Below are 15,526 nucleotides of genomic sequence, written 5' to 3'. Positions count from 1 at the left end.
GCTGCCCGATTCATTGAAAGGAATCGATCAGCAAAAAGCAGCTCAGCGATGAGCGTCTGCGTTACGGAGCGGTCATGGGATTTCTCGATAGTTTCAGCAACTACGCGTTTTTTACGCTCATCAACAACTTTCTGCGCGATGAGATCGACTATTTCCAATGGTCGCTGCTCATCCGCATGTCGTGGTGGGTCACCGTGACCGCGATGAGTGCGTTGACGCTGTGGATCCTGTTGAAGGGCTATCGAGTCGCAACCGGGCAGTCGCGCGAATCGGCCATGGAACTGGTGGTGACCTCGCTACGCGCCGCGTTGATCATCGGCGTGGCCATGAGCATGGTGTCCGCTGCCAGGCCTGGAGCGACAACCGGTGATGCGGCGATGGACGGGCTCTACTGGAGGCTGACCGACGGGCTCAGCAGTGCGATCGTGAAGACCGTGACCGGCAGCTCCGAGAGCCCCTACGCCGCGATCGATAAGAATCTCGCGCTGATGCAGGTGGCCATGACCAGCATCGATCAGATCAACACTGCGGGCAATGCCGAGCGGGAAAAAGAGAAGGATCGCGCGCGGCTTTTCACCGGCCTTGGCATGGCCGGGCCTGGCGTTGTCGGTGGTTCGCTGTTGCTGCTGAACAAGCTGGCAATGGCGCTATTCATCGGCTTTGGGCCCTTGTTCATCCTGTGCCTGCTATTTGATGTCACCAAGTCTCTGTTCCAGAAGTGGCTGATGTACGGAATCGGGACGGTCTTCTCGCTGGCGGTCCTGAGCTTCACTGTTGGTCTTGCAACGAAAGTCATCGCGGCAGTGGGAGCGGGTTTTCTCGCCACATGGGCTGCGTCCAACGGGACAGGCGAAGGCGTCAGCAGCATGGCGCTGCAACAAGGAGGAATCGGCTTGGTGTTGAGCACGCTGATCATCACGGCACCGCCGATGGCGGCTGCGTTCTTCCAGGGCACGCTCGGCCAGTTCTCGCCGTATTCGGGCTTGGGACAGGTTGGTAGGGATCCGGCTTCCGGTCGGCCTTATACGCCCCAAGCGCCTGCAACCAATAGTAACGTAAGCACTAACGCGACAACTTCTACAGTGAATACAATGAATAGGGGCGCTGAGCCTTCAACTCAAGTGGCACAGCCCGGTAGTCGCGGTGCTTACGATAATAGAGTGTGAGGACTTTTATGAGGCTCTTTTCTGCTGTTTTCTTATTTCTCCTGACGTTATCTGGGAGCTGCTTTGCCCAGACTCGATGTCCAGGTGGGGTTCAAGCAGGTAGTGCCCAATGTCTTCCTGATGAGGATTCTGCTCCCGCTCGTCCCACTGGTGAATGGATTAAAACCTGGGGTGCGATAGTGATGTCTGACGCAGGTCAGGAAGGGTGGAGTTCTGTTGGGAAGTTTAGTAAAGATGATGCAGTCCAAGACGCTTTGGATAAATGTCATGCGGTGGGAGTGAGTGATTGCTCTGTCAAAATGACATATTTTAACCAATGTGTCGCTATAGCGAATCCAGCTAAGGGCGTTGGGAGCAGTATTATTGCGGCGAAAGATGAAAGGGAAGCTGGTGAGCTGGCATCCGAGGCGTGTAGTAAGAGAACTGGATCTCAATGTTTTGTTAAATTCACTGAGTGCACGAGGCCTTTCTTTAAGAAGTATTGAATTTGTATCTTGCACCGCAGAGTGGCCATGTCTGGCAGTAGCAGCGCCTACTGAACGTTTTACGGGCCAAAGATCGGCTGCCGTAGGTAGTCAAGGGTTACGATTGATGCTCTCAAGCGGTGCATAATTTTCAGTGCCGAATTTTCACTAATTAGATTCGATTTACTCAGAATCTATTTCAATGTTGAGTGTATATTGAATTTTCTGGTAAGTGATGGGTGGTTTTATAGTTTCAAACGCTGTCGGATTTCTTGGTTGGATTTTTGTATAAGAGTCGGTGCAAGGTTTTAGCGTCATTTCTGGTGCTGTCCTTGTGCTGAATACGTATGCAGGCGTGACTCATATTCCTGCATCAACGCTACTCTAACGCAGCGTTTCGCGTGCCTGCCGCACGCGTGATCTCTGCCCGAAGGGGGCGTTGCATGTCTCAGGCTCCATGGTGGCGCGGTGCCGTCATCTATCAGATCTATCCGCGTAGCTTCCTCGACGCCAACGGCGACGGTATCGGCGACCTGCCGGGCATCGTGCGCAAGCTGGACTACATCGCGGCATTGGGCGTCGATGCAATCTGGATCTCGCCGTTCTTCAAGTCGCCGATGGCCGATTTCGGCTACGACATCGCCGATTACCGCGAGGTCGATCCGCTGTTCGGCACCATGGCCGACTTCGATGCCTTGCTGGCCAAGGCGCATGCGCTGGGCCTGAAGGTGATGATCGACCAGGTGCTCAGCCATACCTCGGTGGAGCACGACTGGTTCAAGGAGAGCCGGCAGAGCCGCGACAATCCCAAGGCCGATTGGTACGTGTGGGCCGATGCGCGCGAGGATGGGACGCCGCCGAACAACTGGCTGTCGATCTTCGGCGGTGTGGCGTGGCAGTGGGAGCCGCGCCGCGGGCAGTATTACCTGCATAACTTCCTGGCCTCGCAGCCGGATCTGAACTTCCACAATCCGCAGGTGCAGCAGGCGACGCTGGACAACGTGGAGTTCTGGCTGGCGCGCGGCGTGGACGGCTTCCGGCTGGATGCGATCAATTTCTGCTTCCACGATCCGCAACTGCGCGACAACCCGCCCAAGCCGCCGGAAAAGCGCGTCGGCCGCGGCTTCAGCCCGGATAACCCGTACGCGTTCCAGTATCACTACTACAACAATACGCAGGCGGAGAATCTGCCGTTCCTGCAGAAGCTGCGCAGCTTGCTCGACCGCTATCCGGGGACGGTGAGCCTGGGCGAGATCTCGTCGGAGGATTCGCTGGCGACCACGGCCGAGTACACGCGCGCCGGTCACCTGCACATGGGCTACAGCTTCGAACTGCTGACCGACGATTTCAGCGCCGCCTACATCCGCGAGACGGTCTCGCGCCTGGAAGCGGCGATGACCGAAGGCTGGCCGTGCTGGGCGATTTCCAACCACGACGTGCAACGCGCGGTGACGCGCTGGGGGCAGGGTGCCGAGACACCGGCCTTCGCGCGCCTGCTGATCGCGATGCTGTGCTCGCTCCGTGGCTCGGTCTGCCTCTACCAGGGCGAAGAGCTGGGCCTGGGCGAGGCCGAGGTGCCGTTCGAGGCGTTGCAGGATCCCTATGGCATCGCGTTCTGGCCGAACTTCAAGGGCCGCGATGGATGCCGGACACCGCTGCCGTGGGACGCCGGCGAGCAGGCCGGCTTCAGCAGCGGTACGCCCTGGCTGCCGGTTGCACCGGCGCACCGCGCGCAATCGGTGGCGGCTCAGGAGGCCGACCCGCAGTCGGTCCTGCATGCGATCCGTCGGTTCCTGGCTTGGCGCAAGCACCATCCGGCGCTGCGCGAGGGCGACATCGTATTCCACGAGACCGCCGAGCCCGTGCTGATGTTCGAACGTCGCCACGCCGCGCAAACCTTGCTGCTGGCGTTCAACTTATCTGCCGAGGCCGTTGACGTGGCGGTGCCGGATGGCGCTTGGCAAGCGCTGGAGGTACCGGGTGTGGAGCCTGGGGCCATCGGCGAGCGCTTGCGTCTGCCTGGCTACGCAATGGTGTGCCTGCAGGGCGCGTGAGCGCAGGCCGAGCGCTGTCGAGGGACATGCCGCATCGCGGACGATGCGGTTGCGACATCGCAAAGAGTGCCGGGCGATCAACCGATGGCCCGGCGTGCCTCGCGCCGGATGAGGCCGTATGTGCGCGGCGACGATGCTGGCGTCCGAGCAAGCAGCGCTGGTCGATCAGCAGAGCCAGCACCTGGGAGTGGCACATCGCGCTGGCCGCGATCCTGGCAATTGCAGCGCCGGGGCACTAGTGCACGCGTCGTCGCCGATAGCAGCGATTTCCGGGAAACTGAAAACCGGTCGGGAGACTGGCCTTGCTGGTCTCCACGACAGGCAGTTCCACTCCGCCGCGTTGCCAGGCGCCGGTCATTCAACGCGAATCCGTCATGATCGCTACGCCGGCGAGCCGCGCAGCGCCGTCACGACGTTCGCGCACCGCTCCGATCCGAGATGCCACCTTTCCTCACCGCGCGAACGGTTGCGCGCTCCCGTGGCCTTCTGGCTGCAAGCCTGCGTTGACAGTGGCGTGGTCGACTTCGATCCGCCGCCCTGCACCGCCTCGTCACGGTCCCGCTCCTCGGAGTGAGATCAGGCTGGTCGGTCCGGAGTGCCGACTCGGATGTGCTGGCATGGTGCTTCCCGGCACACGAGAGGGTCGATAGGTGCCCTACAGGCCGCTCAGCTTTATCTCATTCGGCAAAAAAGACCCCACGCGGCTGCGCGATCCTCCTTTCAACCGTGCGCATCTTTGCGTCGCGCCAGTCGACACCACCGCATCCGGCACCCGTCCAACGAAAAACGCCCGCCGGGTGCGCCGGCGGGCGTCGGTTGCAGCCGCTACGCGGGCCTCAGAACTTGTAGTTCACGCCCAGCATGTAGGTGCGCCCCCATTCGACGTATTCCAGCGGGCGGTCCTTGGTGCCGGCGTACGTGCGGTAGGGCGAGTTGCTCAGGTTGCTCGCCTGCAGCAGCAGGCTCAGCCCGGCCAGGGTGCTGCCGTCGGCGAAGGTGTAGCTGACCTGTGCGTCGGTGACGTTTTCGCCGACCACGTAGCGCAGCGTGCGGTTGCCGTTGAAGTTGCCGATCTCGCCGATGAAGTCCGAACGCCGCCGCTGGCTGACCCGGGCCTCGAAGCCGTTGCGCTCGTAGTAGGCCGTGAAGTTGTACACGTGCTTGGACAGGCCGGGCAGGCTGATCGGATCCGAGCCGACGCTGGAGGCGCTTTCGGGATCGAGGATCTTGATGTCGCTGTCGTTGAAGGTCGCGCTGGCCTGCACGCCGAAGCCGCGCAGGCTGTCGGTGAACATGTCCAGCGGCAGCGAGGCGGTCAGCTCCAGGCCGCGCAGGGTGCCGCCCTTGCCGTTCTGTGGCGAGGAGAAGGTGCCGGTGGTCTGCACCGGTACGGTCATGCCCGGCGGGCGCACATAGCTGGCGAGCAGGGCGGAAAAGTCGTAGTCGTCGCGCGACTGCGTATAGATGTAGCTCTTCAGGTCCTTGTAGAACACCGCGGCCGCCACGTAGGCCTTCTCGCCGAAGTATTTTTCGTACGACAGGTCCAGCGCGTTGGCGCGCCACGGGTCGAGCAGGGGATTGCCGCCGCTGCCACCGGGCTTGCCGGTGGAGGTGTCGACGCCGAAGTCCAGGCCGGCGCGCATCTGGTCCACGCGCGGCCGCGCCACCTGCTTGGCCGCGGCGAAGCGCAGGGTCTGCTGGTGCGGGAACAGGAAGGCCAGATTGAGGCTCGGCAGCCAGTCGTTGTAGGTCTTGCCGGCATCGATCGGCAGCACGTTCTGGCCTGCCGGGCGGGACTGGTCGAAGTAGCTGGACTGCGAGCTCTGGTCGGCATGCTGCAACTGCACGCCGATGTTGCCGCGCACTCCTACCTCGCCGATGTCGGTGTTGATGTTGGCGCGGAGCCAGGCCGTGGTGATCTTCTCCTGCACGGTCCACGACTTCGGGATCAGATAGTCCAGGTTGGTGACCGGGTTGAAGCTCATGTAGCGCGCGACCGCCGCCGGCACGTTCCAGGCGGGGATCGTGCCGATGCCGGCGAAGCCCAGGTTGACCGGGTCGTACTGCAGGTCGCTGGCGATGCTGGTGTCGCCCTGCGCGCCGAGCAGGATGTTGCCCTCGGCCTGGGTCTTCTGCTTGCGCCGGTCGGCGTAGTTCACACCCACGTCGATGTCCGAGAACCAGGTCAGCGCCTGCGGCGCCGGCAGAGTCGCCGCCAGGCGGCCGCCCTTCAGGCGGTCCTCGACCTCCGGCACCTTGCCGTAGCCGGAACCGTAGATGGTGTTGGTCAGGAACAGGTCGTTCGGATTGGAGTAGTCGCGGCCCGGCGTGATCTGCGAGAAGCCGTTGGGCTTGACCACGAGACCGACCGTGTCCAGCTGCGGCATCGGCACCAGCTGCAGGTTGTTCTCCAGGTTCAGTTCCTTGCGGGTCGCCTTGGAGTAGTTCAGGTCGGCCATCAGGCGCACGCTGCCGAGGTTGAACGCGTTGTTCCAGCCGAACGCGTCGATCTTGTCCTTGCGCTTGTTGTACATGCCGCGCACCAGCGGATACACGCCGCTGGCGGTACCGCCGGTGAAGCTGCCGCTGGCGTCGACCTGCGGATTGGTGATCAGCAGGCCGGGCGTGTAGCCGCCGTTGAAGTTGCTGAGATTGACCTCGAACTGGTTGGCGGTATCGATCTGCTCGGCTTCGGTGTGGAACGCGTCCAAGGTGCTGGTCCAGCTGCTGGACGGACGGAACTGCACGGTCGCCATCAGGCCGTCGCGCTTGTTGTTGCCGGTGCGGCGCAGCGCCTTGATGCCATCGGAGAAGTAGGTGCCCGGGGCGACGCCGGGACGGCTGCCGTTGTCGGTGTTCTGCGTGGTCCACGGCTCGTACAGGCCGACCTGGTTTTCCTGGATCGGCATGTCGCTGTGGGCATAGCCGATCGAGAAGCCCAGGGTGTTGTCCAGGAACTGGTCGATGTAGCTGGCGCTGAAGCGGTTGCCGAAGGCGTCGACATCGGCGGCCTTGCCGAGCGAGCTCTTCTGCAGGCGGCCACTGATCGCGATCACCCGGTCCGGGAAGCTCAGCGGGCGCACGGTCTGCATGTCGATGGTGCCGGACAGGCCCTGGCCGACCAGGCCGGCATCGGGCGTCTTGTACACGGTCACGCCGTTGACCAGCTCCGAGGGGTACTGGTCGAACTCGACGCTGCGGTTGTCGCCGGTGCTGACCACTTCGCGGCCATTGAGCAGGGTGGTGGCGAAGTCGGGCGACAGGCCGCGCACGCTGATCACCTGGGCGCGGCCGGCGACACGCTGCGCGGCCAGGCCGGGCAGGCGGCCGAGCGATTCGGCGATGCTCACGTCCGGCAGCTTGCCGATGTCCTCGGCCGAGATCGCCTCGACGATGGACGTGGCGTCCTGCTTGACCGCGATGGCGTTCTCGATGCCGCGGCGAATGCCGGTCACCTGGACCTTGTCCAGTTCGGTGACCGGATTGGCGGACGTGGCGGCGGTGGTATCGGATTGTGCGGCGGCCAGCATCGGCGTCATCGCGACGGCCAGCGCCAGCGTCAGCGCGTTGCGCTTGTGGTTCAACATTTTCCCCTCCCAGGCAATGTTGTCTTGCGAATGTCTGAACCGGCGAGGCGGCCGGATGTGCGTGTCGCGCAGCCGCAGGGCGGTGTCGCGATTGCGCTGTATGGTAGACACGCGGCCTGGTTGCGAACGCCCGCTGCATACGTATTCACTGGCGTGCATCGCATTGGAAGCGCTTTCAGGATCGCACTGTCGTGCGCCCGGCGCTATGCCGGTGCCGACCGGAACGTGCAGGCGTCGTGCAGCCGATGTCGCCATCGCGCACGCGCGAATGCCGTGCGGCAGGCGATGCCGCGATGCATGCAGGCGTAAGTCTGGCCCGGCGTGACCGAGCGGGGCGATAACGCCTGCCGACGCCAATGCCGATGTCGCGCGCGCCGACGCTTTCTGTTCGTGCGCGGCAGTGCGGCGCCGGGTGCAGCAGGAGGTGACCAGGCACCGAGCGCCGCCGCCGCCGGTGTGTCGCCGGCGGCGGCCTGCGCACAGGGAGTGCGCTAGCGCGATGCGGCCGTGCCGGCGGAGTTCGGAGCGGGATCCAGCGGGACGAAACGGATCGCCTGGCCGCCGCCGGGCGCCAGTTTCACCTGCAGTTGATCGGCGCTGGTGACGACGCGCTGCTCGCGCACGAAGTCGAACGGGTTGTGCTGGTAGTCGGCGGCATCGCCGTCGCGGTAGATCTCGGCACGGTAGCGCACGCCCGGCTCGAGGAAGCCCAGCGCGATCGGCAGCACGCGGCCATGCGCGTCGGTGATGCTGCCGAGGAACCAGTCGCGGCTGTGGCGATCCTTGCGCACGATGGTGACGTAATCGCCGATCTCGCCGTCGAGCACGCGGCTGTCGTCCCAGTCCACCGCCACGTCCTCGATGAAGCGGAAGGCGTCGCGGTGCTGTAGATAGTGCTCGGGCAGGTCGGCCGCCATCTGGATCGGGCTGTACAGGGTCACGTACAGCGCCAGTTGCCGCGCCAGCGTGCTCGGAATCGCGCGCCCGCCGCGGCCCTTCAGGCTGAGGATGCCGGGCGTGTAGTCCATCGGACCGGCCAGCATCCGCGTGAACACCAGATCGACTTCGTGCTCCGGCGGATTCGGCGGTTCGCCCCAGGCGTTGTACTCCATCCCGCGCGCGCCTTCACGCGAAAGCCAGTTTGGATAGGTGCGGCGCAGGCCGGTGTCCTTGATCGGCTCGTGGGCATTGACCGAGAGGTGGCGCTTGGCCGCCTCCTGCACCACCTTCAGATGATGCCGGGCCATGAACTGGCCGTCGTGCCATTCGCGCCACAACGGGCCGCCAGCCGGATTGCGCCGGTCCACCTGGCCGTCCTCGCAGACGTAGCCGGTCTTGAAGGTGTCCACGCCTAGCCGCGCGTACAGGTCCAGTGCCGCATCGAGCTGGTCTTCATAGTGCTCCACCGCGCAGCCGGTCTCGTGGTGGCCGATCAGGTGCACGCCCTTCTTCGCCGCATAGGCGCTGAGCGCGGCGATGTCGAAGTCCGCGGTGGGGCGGGTGAAGTCGAAGTCGTATCCGTTGCCGCCCCAGTTGCCGTCCCAGCCTGGGTTCCAGCCTTCCACCAGCACGCCACGGAAGCCGTGCGCCGCGGCAAAATCGATGTAGCGGCGGGTATTGGCGGTGGTGGCGGCATGCTTGGGGCCGCGCGCCCAGGTTTCCTGGTTCAGATGCATCGACCACCACACGCCCACGTACTTGGCCGGGTGCACCCAGCTCACGTCGCCCAGCGCGTTGGGTTCGTTGAGGTTGAGGATCAGGTTGGAGTCGACCAGGCCGCCGGCGGTGTCGCTGATCTGCAACGTCCGCCACGGCGAGTCGAAGGGCAGGGCGCGGCGGACCTTCCAGCCTTCTGCCGACGGCGACAATTGCGCGTGCAGGCGCTGTCCTTCGCCGCGGCGCAGCCACATGCCGGCGTAGTCGACCAGGGCGGCTTCGTGGATGGCCAGGTGCAGGCCGTCCTGGCTGCGCAGGTGAACGGCGTGTGCGCCAGCGGCACCTCGCGCAGCGGCGTGTGCCGATACAGATACTCGTAGTGGATGGTGCCGCCGGCGGGAATCCACCAGGCGGTCGCCTCGGGGACGATGTCGAACTCGGTCAGTTCCTCGTCGACGATGGCTTCCTGCATGCCGGCCTGTCGCGGGAAGCTGTAGCGGAAGCCGAGCCCGTCGTCGTAGACGCGGAACACCACCGCGAAGCGGCGCTGGCGGCCGCCGCGCTCGCCCAGCTCCACGCGCAACTCGTTGTAGTGATTGCGCACGTAGCGACGCTCGCCCCAGGGTTGTTCCCAGGTCTCGTCGACGCTGCGGCTGCGTTGATCCAGCACGGCCAGGCCGCGGTCCAGGCTGCCGTCGCGCAACTGGAAGCCGAGCCGCGAGTCGCCGACCACGGGTTCGCCCAGGCGCAGCACGCGGTAGCTGGGGCGGCCGTCGTCCAGTTGCAGCGAGACCTGCAGGACTTTGCCCGGCGAATCGACGCTGGCCACGGTCTGCGGCGCGGCGTGCAGCTGTGCTGCGGCGCACAACAATGCGCCCGCCAGCAGCGACGCTAGGCGCAGCGTCGGACGCAGTTGCGACAAAACGTGAAGCGGCAGCGGCATCTCCCCTCCCAAGGCGACCGTGGCACCACAACGACTATAGCCAGGCGTTTCCTTGCGGCCCGCGGCCTGCGCGATGAATACGTATGCAACTGCACGCGCCGCGGTGCCGCCCGTCTACCATGTCCGCAGCGCCCCGCGATGCGGAGGCGGCGACCGTAGCGCCGGCATGCCGGCCTGCGCTTCCACCATGCAGGCAAAGAGGGAGGGAGGTCGATCGGTGCGAGCCGGTCTGCCGCTTCGATGCTGAAGATGATCTGCTTGGCCGCCACCTTGGGTGCTGCGGCGTCGGCGTCTGCTGGACAGACGTCATTGCAATGGCGTGGCCAGACCGCGCAGGCCGAGGCCACGGCCGACGGCGGCTTCGTGCTGCACGCCGCGCAGGGCATGCGCACGGTGCCGGCACAGCCACTGCGCAGCGAGACCGACAGTCCGCTGTTCGATGCGCTGTTCGCGCTGGCGCAGCAGGAGTTGCGCGACGACCAAGTGCAGGCGATCCGCGACCCGGCGTTCGATCACGGCAAGCCGTTGCCGTGCGATTGCTACCAGACCGGCGAGCGCTGGCCCTATGTGTGGACCCGCGACGTCAGCTATGCCGCGGACCTGGCCCTGGCGCGGCTGGATCCGGAGCGCACGCGGCGCTCGCTGCGCTTCAAGCTGTCGCCGATGCGTGGCGCCGACGCGCTGCCGGGGCTGTTCGTGGCGCAGGACACCGGCTCCGGCGGCAGTTGGCCGGTGAGCAGCGATCGCGTGGTGTGGTTCCTGGCCGCACGACACCTGCTGGACGAACCGGGCTTCGCCGCCGACACCCGCGCCGCGCTTGCCGCCACGCTGGCGCAGGACCGCGCGTTTGCGTTCGACCCGCGCATCGGCCTGTACCGTGGCGAGACCTCGTTCCTGGACTGGCGCGAGCAGACCTATCCGGCCTGGACCCGCGAGGACGTCGGCTTCATCGCCAGTTCCTTCGCGCTGTCGACCAACGTGCTGCACTACCAGGCGCTGCGCCTGGGCGAGCGCCTGGCGCGGGAGCAGGGCGACACGCAGGCGGCCATGCGCTACGCCGGCTGGGCCGATGCGCTGCGCCAGGCGATCGCGCAGCGCTTCTGGCGCGAGGACCGCGGCAGCTACGTCAGCTACATCGGCACGGCCGAGCACCCGGTGCGCTACGAACGCTACGATCTGCTGGGCCTGTCGCTGGCGGTGCTGGCCGACGTGCTGCCGCCCGAGCGCGCGCGCCAGGCGCTGGCGCGCTATCCCGCGGTGGAGGCGGGCAGCCCGGTGGTGTGGCCGCAGCAGCGCGAGGTGCCGATCTACCACAACCGGGCGATCTGGCCGTTCGTCAGCGCCTATGCGCTACGCGCGGCGCGGCACACCGACGACAGTGCGCGCATCGACCTGGAAGTGCGCTCGCTGCTGCGCGGTGCCGCGCTGGCCGGCTCGAACATGGAGAACTACGAGTTCCTGAGCCAGGCCGCGCATGTCGACGACGGTCCGCTCAGCGGCCCGGTGGTCAATTCGCCCCGGCAACTCTGGTCGGTGGCCGGCTACCTGGCGATGGTGATCGAGGGCGTGTTCGGCGTGGAGGACGACGGCCGCGTGCTGCCCAAGTTGCCGACCAGCCTGGTGCCGCTGCTGTTCGGCGAGCGCCAGGAAATCGCGTTGCAGCTGCAGGACCGGCGCATCGTGCTGCGGCGGCCGGCGCAGTTGCAGGGCGATCTGCTGATTGCCGGCAAGACCCGGCGTCAGGACGGCGTGACCACCGTCGACCTGGTGCCGCACCAAAGCGGCAGCGCACCCCTGCAGATGCTGACGGCCGAAGACGCCTTCGCGCCGCTGGCACCGTCGGCACCGCAGGTGCGGCGCGAAGCGCAAGGCTGGCGCGTGCAGGCGGCCGCGGACACAGTGCTGTATGTCGATGGGCAGGCGCACACCGGGAATGCCGACGGCGCGCTGCTGCCGCTGTCCGAGCGCGTGCAGTGCCTGAGCCTGACCCGGCGCGGGACGCGTTGGGAAGCGCTGCACAGTCCCACCGTCTGCGTCGGCGACGTTGCGCGCGTGGACGGTGCCGACGCCTGGACGTGGACGGCGCCGCGCGATGGCGCGTACCGGCTGAGCCTGCGCTACGTCAATGCACATGGCCCGATCAACACTGGTGTCACCGCGGCGGTCAAGCGCCTGCAGGTGCAGTGCGGCGCGGCGCCACCGCAGACGCAGCCGCTGGTGATGCCGCACAGCGTGGGCGAGCAGACCTCCACTGCTGCGGTGTTCACGCTGCAGGCCGGGCAGCGCTGTCGCGCACGGCTGGTGCCGGCGGCGAACATGAGTGCGCTGCAGCACTTCGCGCGCTACACAGGAGGGCAGGGCGGCGCCGATGGCGTGGTCAATGCCGCCGACGTCGCCGCACTGTTGATCGCGCCGATCGGCGCTGCTGGAGGTCGCCCATGAGGGACGTGGCCCGCGCCAAGCCGGCGCTGTCGTTCTGGCAGATCTGGAACATGTGTTTCGGTTTCCTGGGCATCCAGTTCGGCTTCGCCCTGCAGAACGCCAATGCCAGCCGCATCTTCCAGACCCTGGGCGCGGACATGGAGCAGGTGCCGGGACTGTGGATCGCCGCACCGCTGACCGGCCTGATCGTGCAGCCCATCGTCGGTTACCTGTCCGACCGCACCTGGAACCGCTTCGGCCGGCGTCGGCCGTACTTCATGGTCGGCGCGCTGTTCACCACGCTCGCCTTGCTGGTGATGCCGAACTCGCCGGCGCTGTGGGTAGCGGCCGGGATGCTGTGGGTGCTCGACGCCTCGATCAACATCTCGATGGAGCCGTTCCGTGCGTTCGTCGGCGACCAGCTGCCGCCGCGCCAGCGCGCCAGCGGCTATGCGATGCAGAGCTTCTTCATCGGCGTCGGCGCGGTGGTGGCGAGCATGCTGCCGTGGCTGTTGGCGCATTGGGGCGTGAGCAACACCGCCGCTCCCGGCGAGGTGCCGGCAACGGTGCGCTACGCGTTCTATCTCGGCGGCGCGGTGTTGTTCCTGTCCATCGGCTGGACCGTGCTGCGCACCCGCGAGTATCCACCCGAGGACCTGCACGGCTGCGACGTCGCCACGGCGGCGCAACCGCGCCGTGTCGATGGCGCCGCTGCGCTGTGGTGCGCGGTGGGCATCGCCGGGGCGGTGGCCATCGCCTTCAGCGATGGCGATCGCATGCTCTACGTGCTGGCCGGGCTGTGCCTCGGCTACGGCGTGCTGCAGGGCATGGCGCCGCGCCTGCGCCGTGGGCACATGCTGGCGTCCATCGTCTGCGATCTGCAGACCATGCCGCAGGCGATGCGGCGCCTGGCCTGGGTGCAGTTTTTCTCCTGGTTCGCCCTGTTCGCGATGTGGATCTATACCACCGCCGCGGTCACCCAGACCCACTACGGCACCCACGATGCGACCTCGGCCGCCTACAACGACGGGGCAAACTGGGTCGGCGTGCTGTTCGCCGCCTACAACGGCTTCGCCGCACTGGCCGCGATCGCCATTCCGCTGCTAGTGCGCGCCTGTGGGCTGCGCATGAGCCATCTGCTCAACCTGTGCCTGGGCGCGGCCGGCCTGCTGTCGTTCCTGTGGATCCGCGATCCGCAGTGGCTGCTGCTGTCGATGGTCGGCGTGGGCTTCGCCTGGGCCTCGATCCTGTCGCTGCCCTACGCCTTGCTGTCGGACAGTGTGCCGGCGGCGAAGATGGGCGTGTACATGGGCATTTTCAATTTCTTCATCGTGATCCCGCAGTTGGTCGCGGTCAGCGTGCTGGGCTTCGTGCTCACGCACTGGCTCGGCGGCCGGCCGCTGTACGCGCTGGCGATCGGCGGCGGCAGCCTGCTGGTGGCGGCGCTGTGCGTGCTGTGGGTGCCGTCGGATTCGGGAGCGAATGCATGATCGATCGGATGTCGCTGTTGGCGCTGGCCCTGCTGGGTGCCTGCGCTGCATCGGCGCAGGCCCAGGCGCCGGCGCAGGAGGAGTTCTACGGCACGCTGGAGCCGTTTGCCAGCGAGGCGGTGTATTTCGTGGTCACCGATCGCTTCGTCAACGGCGACCCGGGCAACGATCATCGTGACCAGGGCGGCGCGCATCGCACCTTCGACATCCCGATCCCGGCGCCGCCGGGCGAGAGCGACAACATCGGCTACCTCGGCGGCGACTTCAAGGGCGTGGTCGACAACGCCGGCTACATCCGCGACCTGGGGTTCGGCGCGGTGTGGATCACCCCGATCGTCGACAACCCGGACGAGGCCTTCACCGGCGGCAAGCCGATCACCTGGGGCAGCTCGCTGAGCGACCGCGGCAAGACCGGCTACCACGGCTACTGGGGCGTCAACTTCTACAAGCTCGACGAGCATCTGCCGAGCCCGGGCCTGGATTTCGCCGGCTTCACCCAGGCGATGCACGCGCAGCAGCTGAAGGTGGTGCTGGACATCGTCGGCAACCACGGCTCGCCGGCCTGGACCATGCCCAAGCGCCAGCCGATGTTCGGCCAGGTGTTCGACCGCGACGGCAAGCTCATCGCCGATCACCAGAACCTGCCGCCGTCCAGGCTCGACCCGGCGCACAACCCGCTGCACGCGTTCTACAACACCAGCGGCAACCTGGCGCAATTGTCCGATTTCAATGAGCGCAACCCGGCGGTGATGGAGTATCTGGTCGGCGCCTACTCGCAATGGCTGGGGCAGGGCGCCGACGCGTTCCGCATCGACACCATCGGCTGGATGCCGGACAGCTTCTGGCACGAGTTCGTGCGCCGCATCCGCGCGCAGCGCCCGGGCATGTTCATGTTCGGCGAGGACTTCGACTACAACGCGCACAAGATCGCCGGCCACACCTGGGCCGGCAACGCCGGCGTCAGCGTGCTGGATTTCCCGCTCAAGCAGGCGCTGGCGGCGACGTTCGGCCACGCCCGGCGCGGCTACGAGACGCTGCAGCCGGCGCTGTACCTGGAGCGCGGCCCGTACGCCAATCCGTACGAGCTGATGACCTTCTACGACAACCACGACATGGCGCGACTGGACGCCAGCGACGCCGGTTTCATCGACGCGCACAACTGGCTGTTCACCGCGCGCGGCATCCCGGTGATCTACTACGGCTCGGAGACCGGCTTCATGCGTGGCCGCGCGGAGCATGCCGGCAACCGCAACTACTTCGGCCAGGAGCGGGTGGATGCCGCCCCGTCCAGCCCGATCTTCGCGCCGCTGCGGCGCATCGCCACGCTGCGCCAGCGCAGCCCGGCGCTGCAGCGCGGCCTGCAGCTCGACCTGCAGTTGTCCGGCGACGAGGCGGTGTTCTACCGGGTGTTCCAGCACGCGGGCAGCACCCAGACCGCGCTGGTGCTGCTGAACAAGAGCGACGCGCCACGCACGCTGGAGGTGCGCCGCTACCTGCAGCCCGGCACCTGGCACGACGGCTTCGACGGCAGCGCCACCGAGGTGTCCCATGCGTTGCGCGCCGAGGTGCCGGCACACGGCGTGCGCGTGTTCCTGTCCGATGCGCCGATCGTGCGCCCGGACCTGCGCGCGCGGCTGCGCTGGCTGATGGCGGCCAAGGACGGCGTCGCGCCGGCGCCCTGAGCGCGGCGGGGGCTGGCGCTGCGTCCCCGCGCCTGCGTCACGGTCTTGATGCCCCGGCCCGCT

At 66.4% G+C, this 15,526-nt stretch carries 7 protein-coding genes and 1 pseudogene; 6 read left to right on the top strand and 2 right to left on the bottom strand.

Annotated elements, in window-relative coordinates; translation table 11 throughout:
• The first annotated feature begins 74 nt into the window (after positions 1–74).
• From Q7W82_RS15455 to Q7W82_RS15445, 3 genes are all read left to right on the top strand, one after another.
• Positions 75–1,166: a type IV secretion system protein gene (locus Q7W82_RS15455; RefSeq protein ID WP_242160801.1), complete on the top strand. Its 1,092-nt coding sequence runs from the start codon at positions 75–77 to the stop codon at positions 1,164–1,166.
• An 8-nt stretch (positions 1,167–1,174) separates the two neighbouring features.
• Positions 1,175–1,651 carry a DUF4189 domain-containing protein gene (locus Q7W82_RS15450; RefSeq protein ID WP_353949491.1) on the top strand — a complete coding sequence of 159 codons (477 nt, stop codon included), beginning with the start codon at positions 1,175–1,177 and terminating at the stop codon, positions 1,649–1,651.
• A 422-nt stretch (positions 1,652–2,073) separates the two neighbouring features.
• Positions 2,074–3,684 carry an alpha-glucosidase family protein gene (locus tag Q7W82_RS15445; protein ID WP_242160800.1) on the top strand — a complete coding sequence of 537 codons (1,611 nt, stop codon included), beginning with the start codon at positions 2,074–2,076 and terminating at the stop codon, positions 3,682–3,684.
• Positions 3,685–4,520: 836 nt separating this feature from the next.
• Here Q7W82_RS15445 and Q7W82_RS15440 read toward each other — a convergent pair.
• The gene (locus Q7W82_RS15440) at positions 4,521–7,271 is read right to left on the bottom strand and encodes a TonB-dependent receptor (RefSeq protein WP_242160799.1); all 2,751 of its coding nucleotides are present in this window, start codon (positions 7,269–7,271) and stop codon (positions 4,521–4,523) included.
• Positions 7,272–7,762: 491 nt separating this feature from the next.
• Positions 7,763–9,783 (bottom strand): annotated as a pseudogene (locus tag Q7W82_RS15435) (glycoside hydrolase family 97 protein); the annotation flags it as partial.
• A gap of 327 nt (positions 9,784–10,110) precedes the next feature.
• Here Q7W82_RS15435 and Q7W82_RS15430 point away from each other — a divergent pair.
• Genes Q7W82_RS15430 through Q7W82_RS15420 form a run of 3 tightly spaced genes read left to right on the top strand, consistent with a single transcriptional unit; the run spans position 10,111 to position 15,463 of the window.
• Positions 10,111–12,312, top strand: coding sequence for a Six-hairpin glycosidase-like protein (locus Q7W82_RS15430; RefSeq protein ID WP_242160798.1), 2,202 nt, complete (start codon positions 10,111–10,113; stop codon positions 12,310–12,312).
• Positions 12,309–13,781: an MFS transporter gene (locus Q7W82_RS15425; protein WP_242160797.1), complete on the top strand. Its 1,473-nt coding sequence runs from the start codon at positions 12,309–12,311 to the stop codon at positions 13,779–13,781. Before Q7W82_RS15430 ends, Q7W82_RS15425 begins: the two co-directional genes overlap by 4 nt.
• A gap of 8 nt (positions 13,782–13,789) precedes the next feature.
• The gene (locus tag Q7W82_RS15420; RefSeq protein WP_242160852.1) at positions 13,790–15,463 is read left to right on the top strand and encodes an alpha-amylase family glycosyl hydrolase; all 1,674 of its coding nucleotides are present in this window, start codon (positions 13,790–13,792) and stop codon (positions 15,461–15,463) included.
• Positions 15,464–15,526: the final 63 nt, after the last annotated feature.

The organism is Xanthomonas indica, from assembly GCF_040529045.1.
GTDB classification, from domain to species: Bacteria; Pseudomonadota; Gammaproteobacteria; order Xanthomonadales; family Xanthomonadaceae; genus Xanthomonas_A; species Xanthomonas_A indica.
This window is presented reverse-complemented; position numbering and strand designations above follow the sequence as displayed.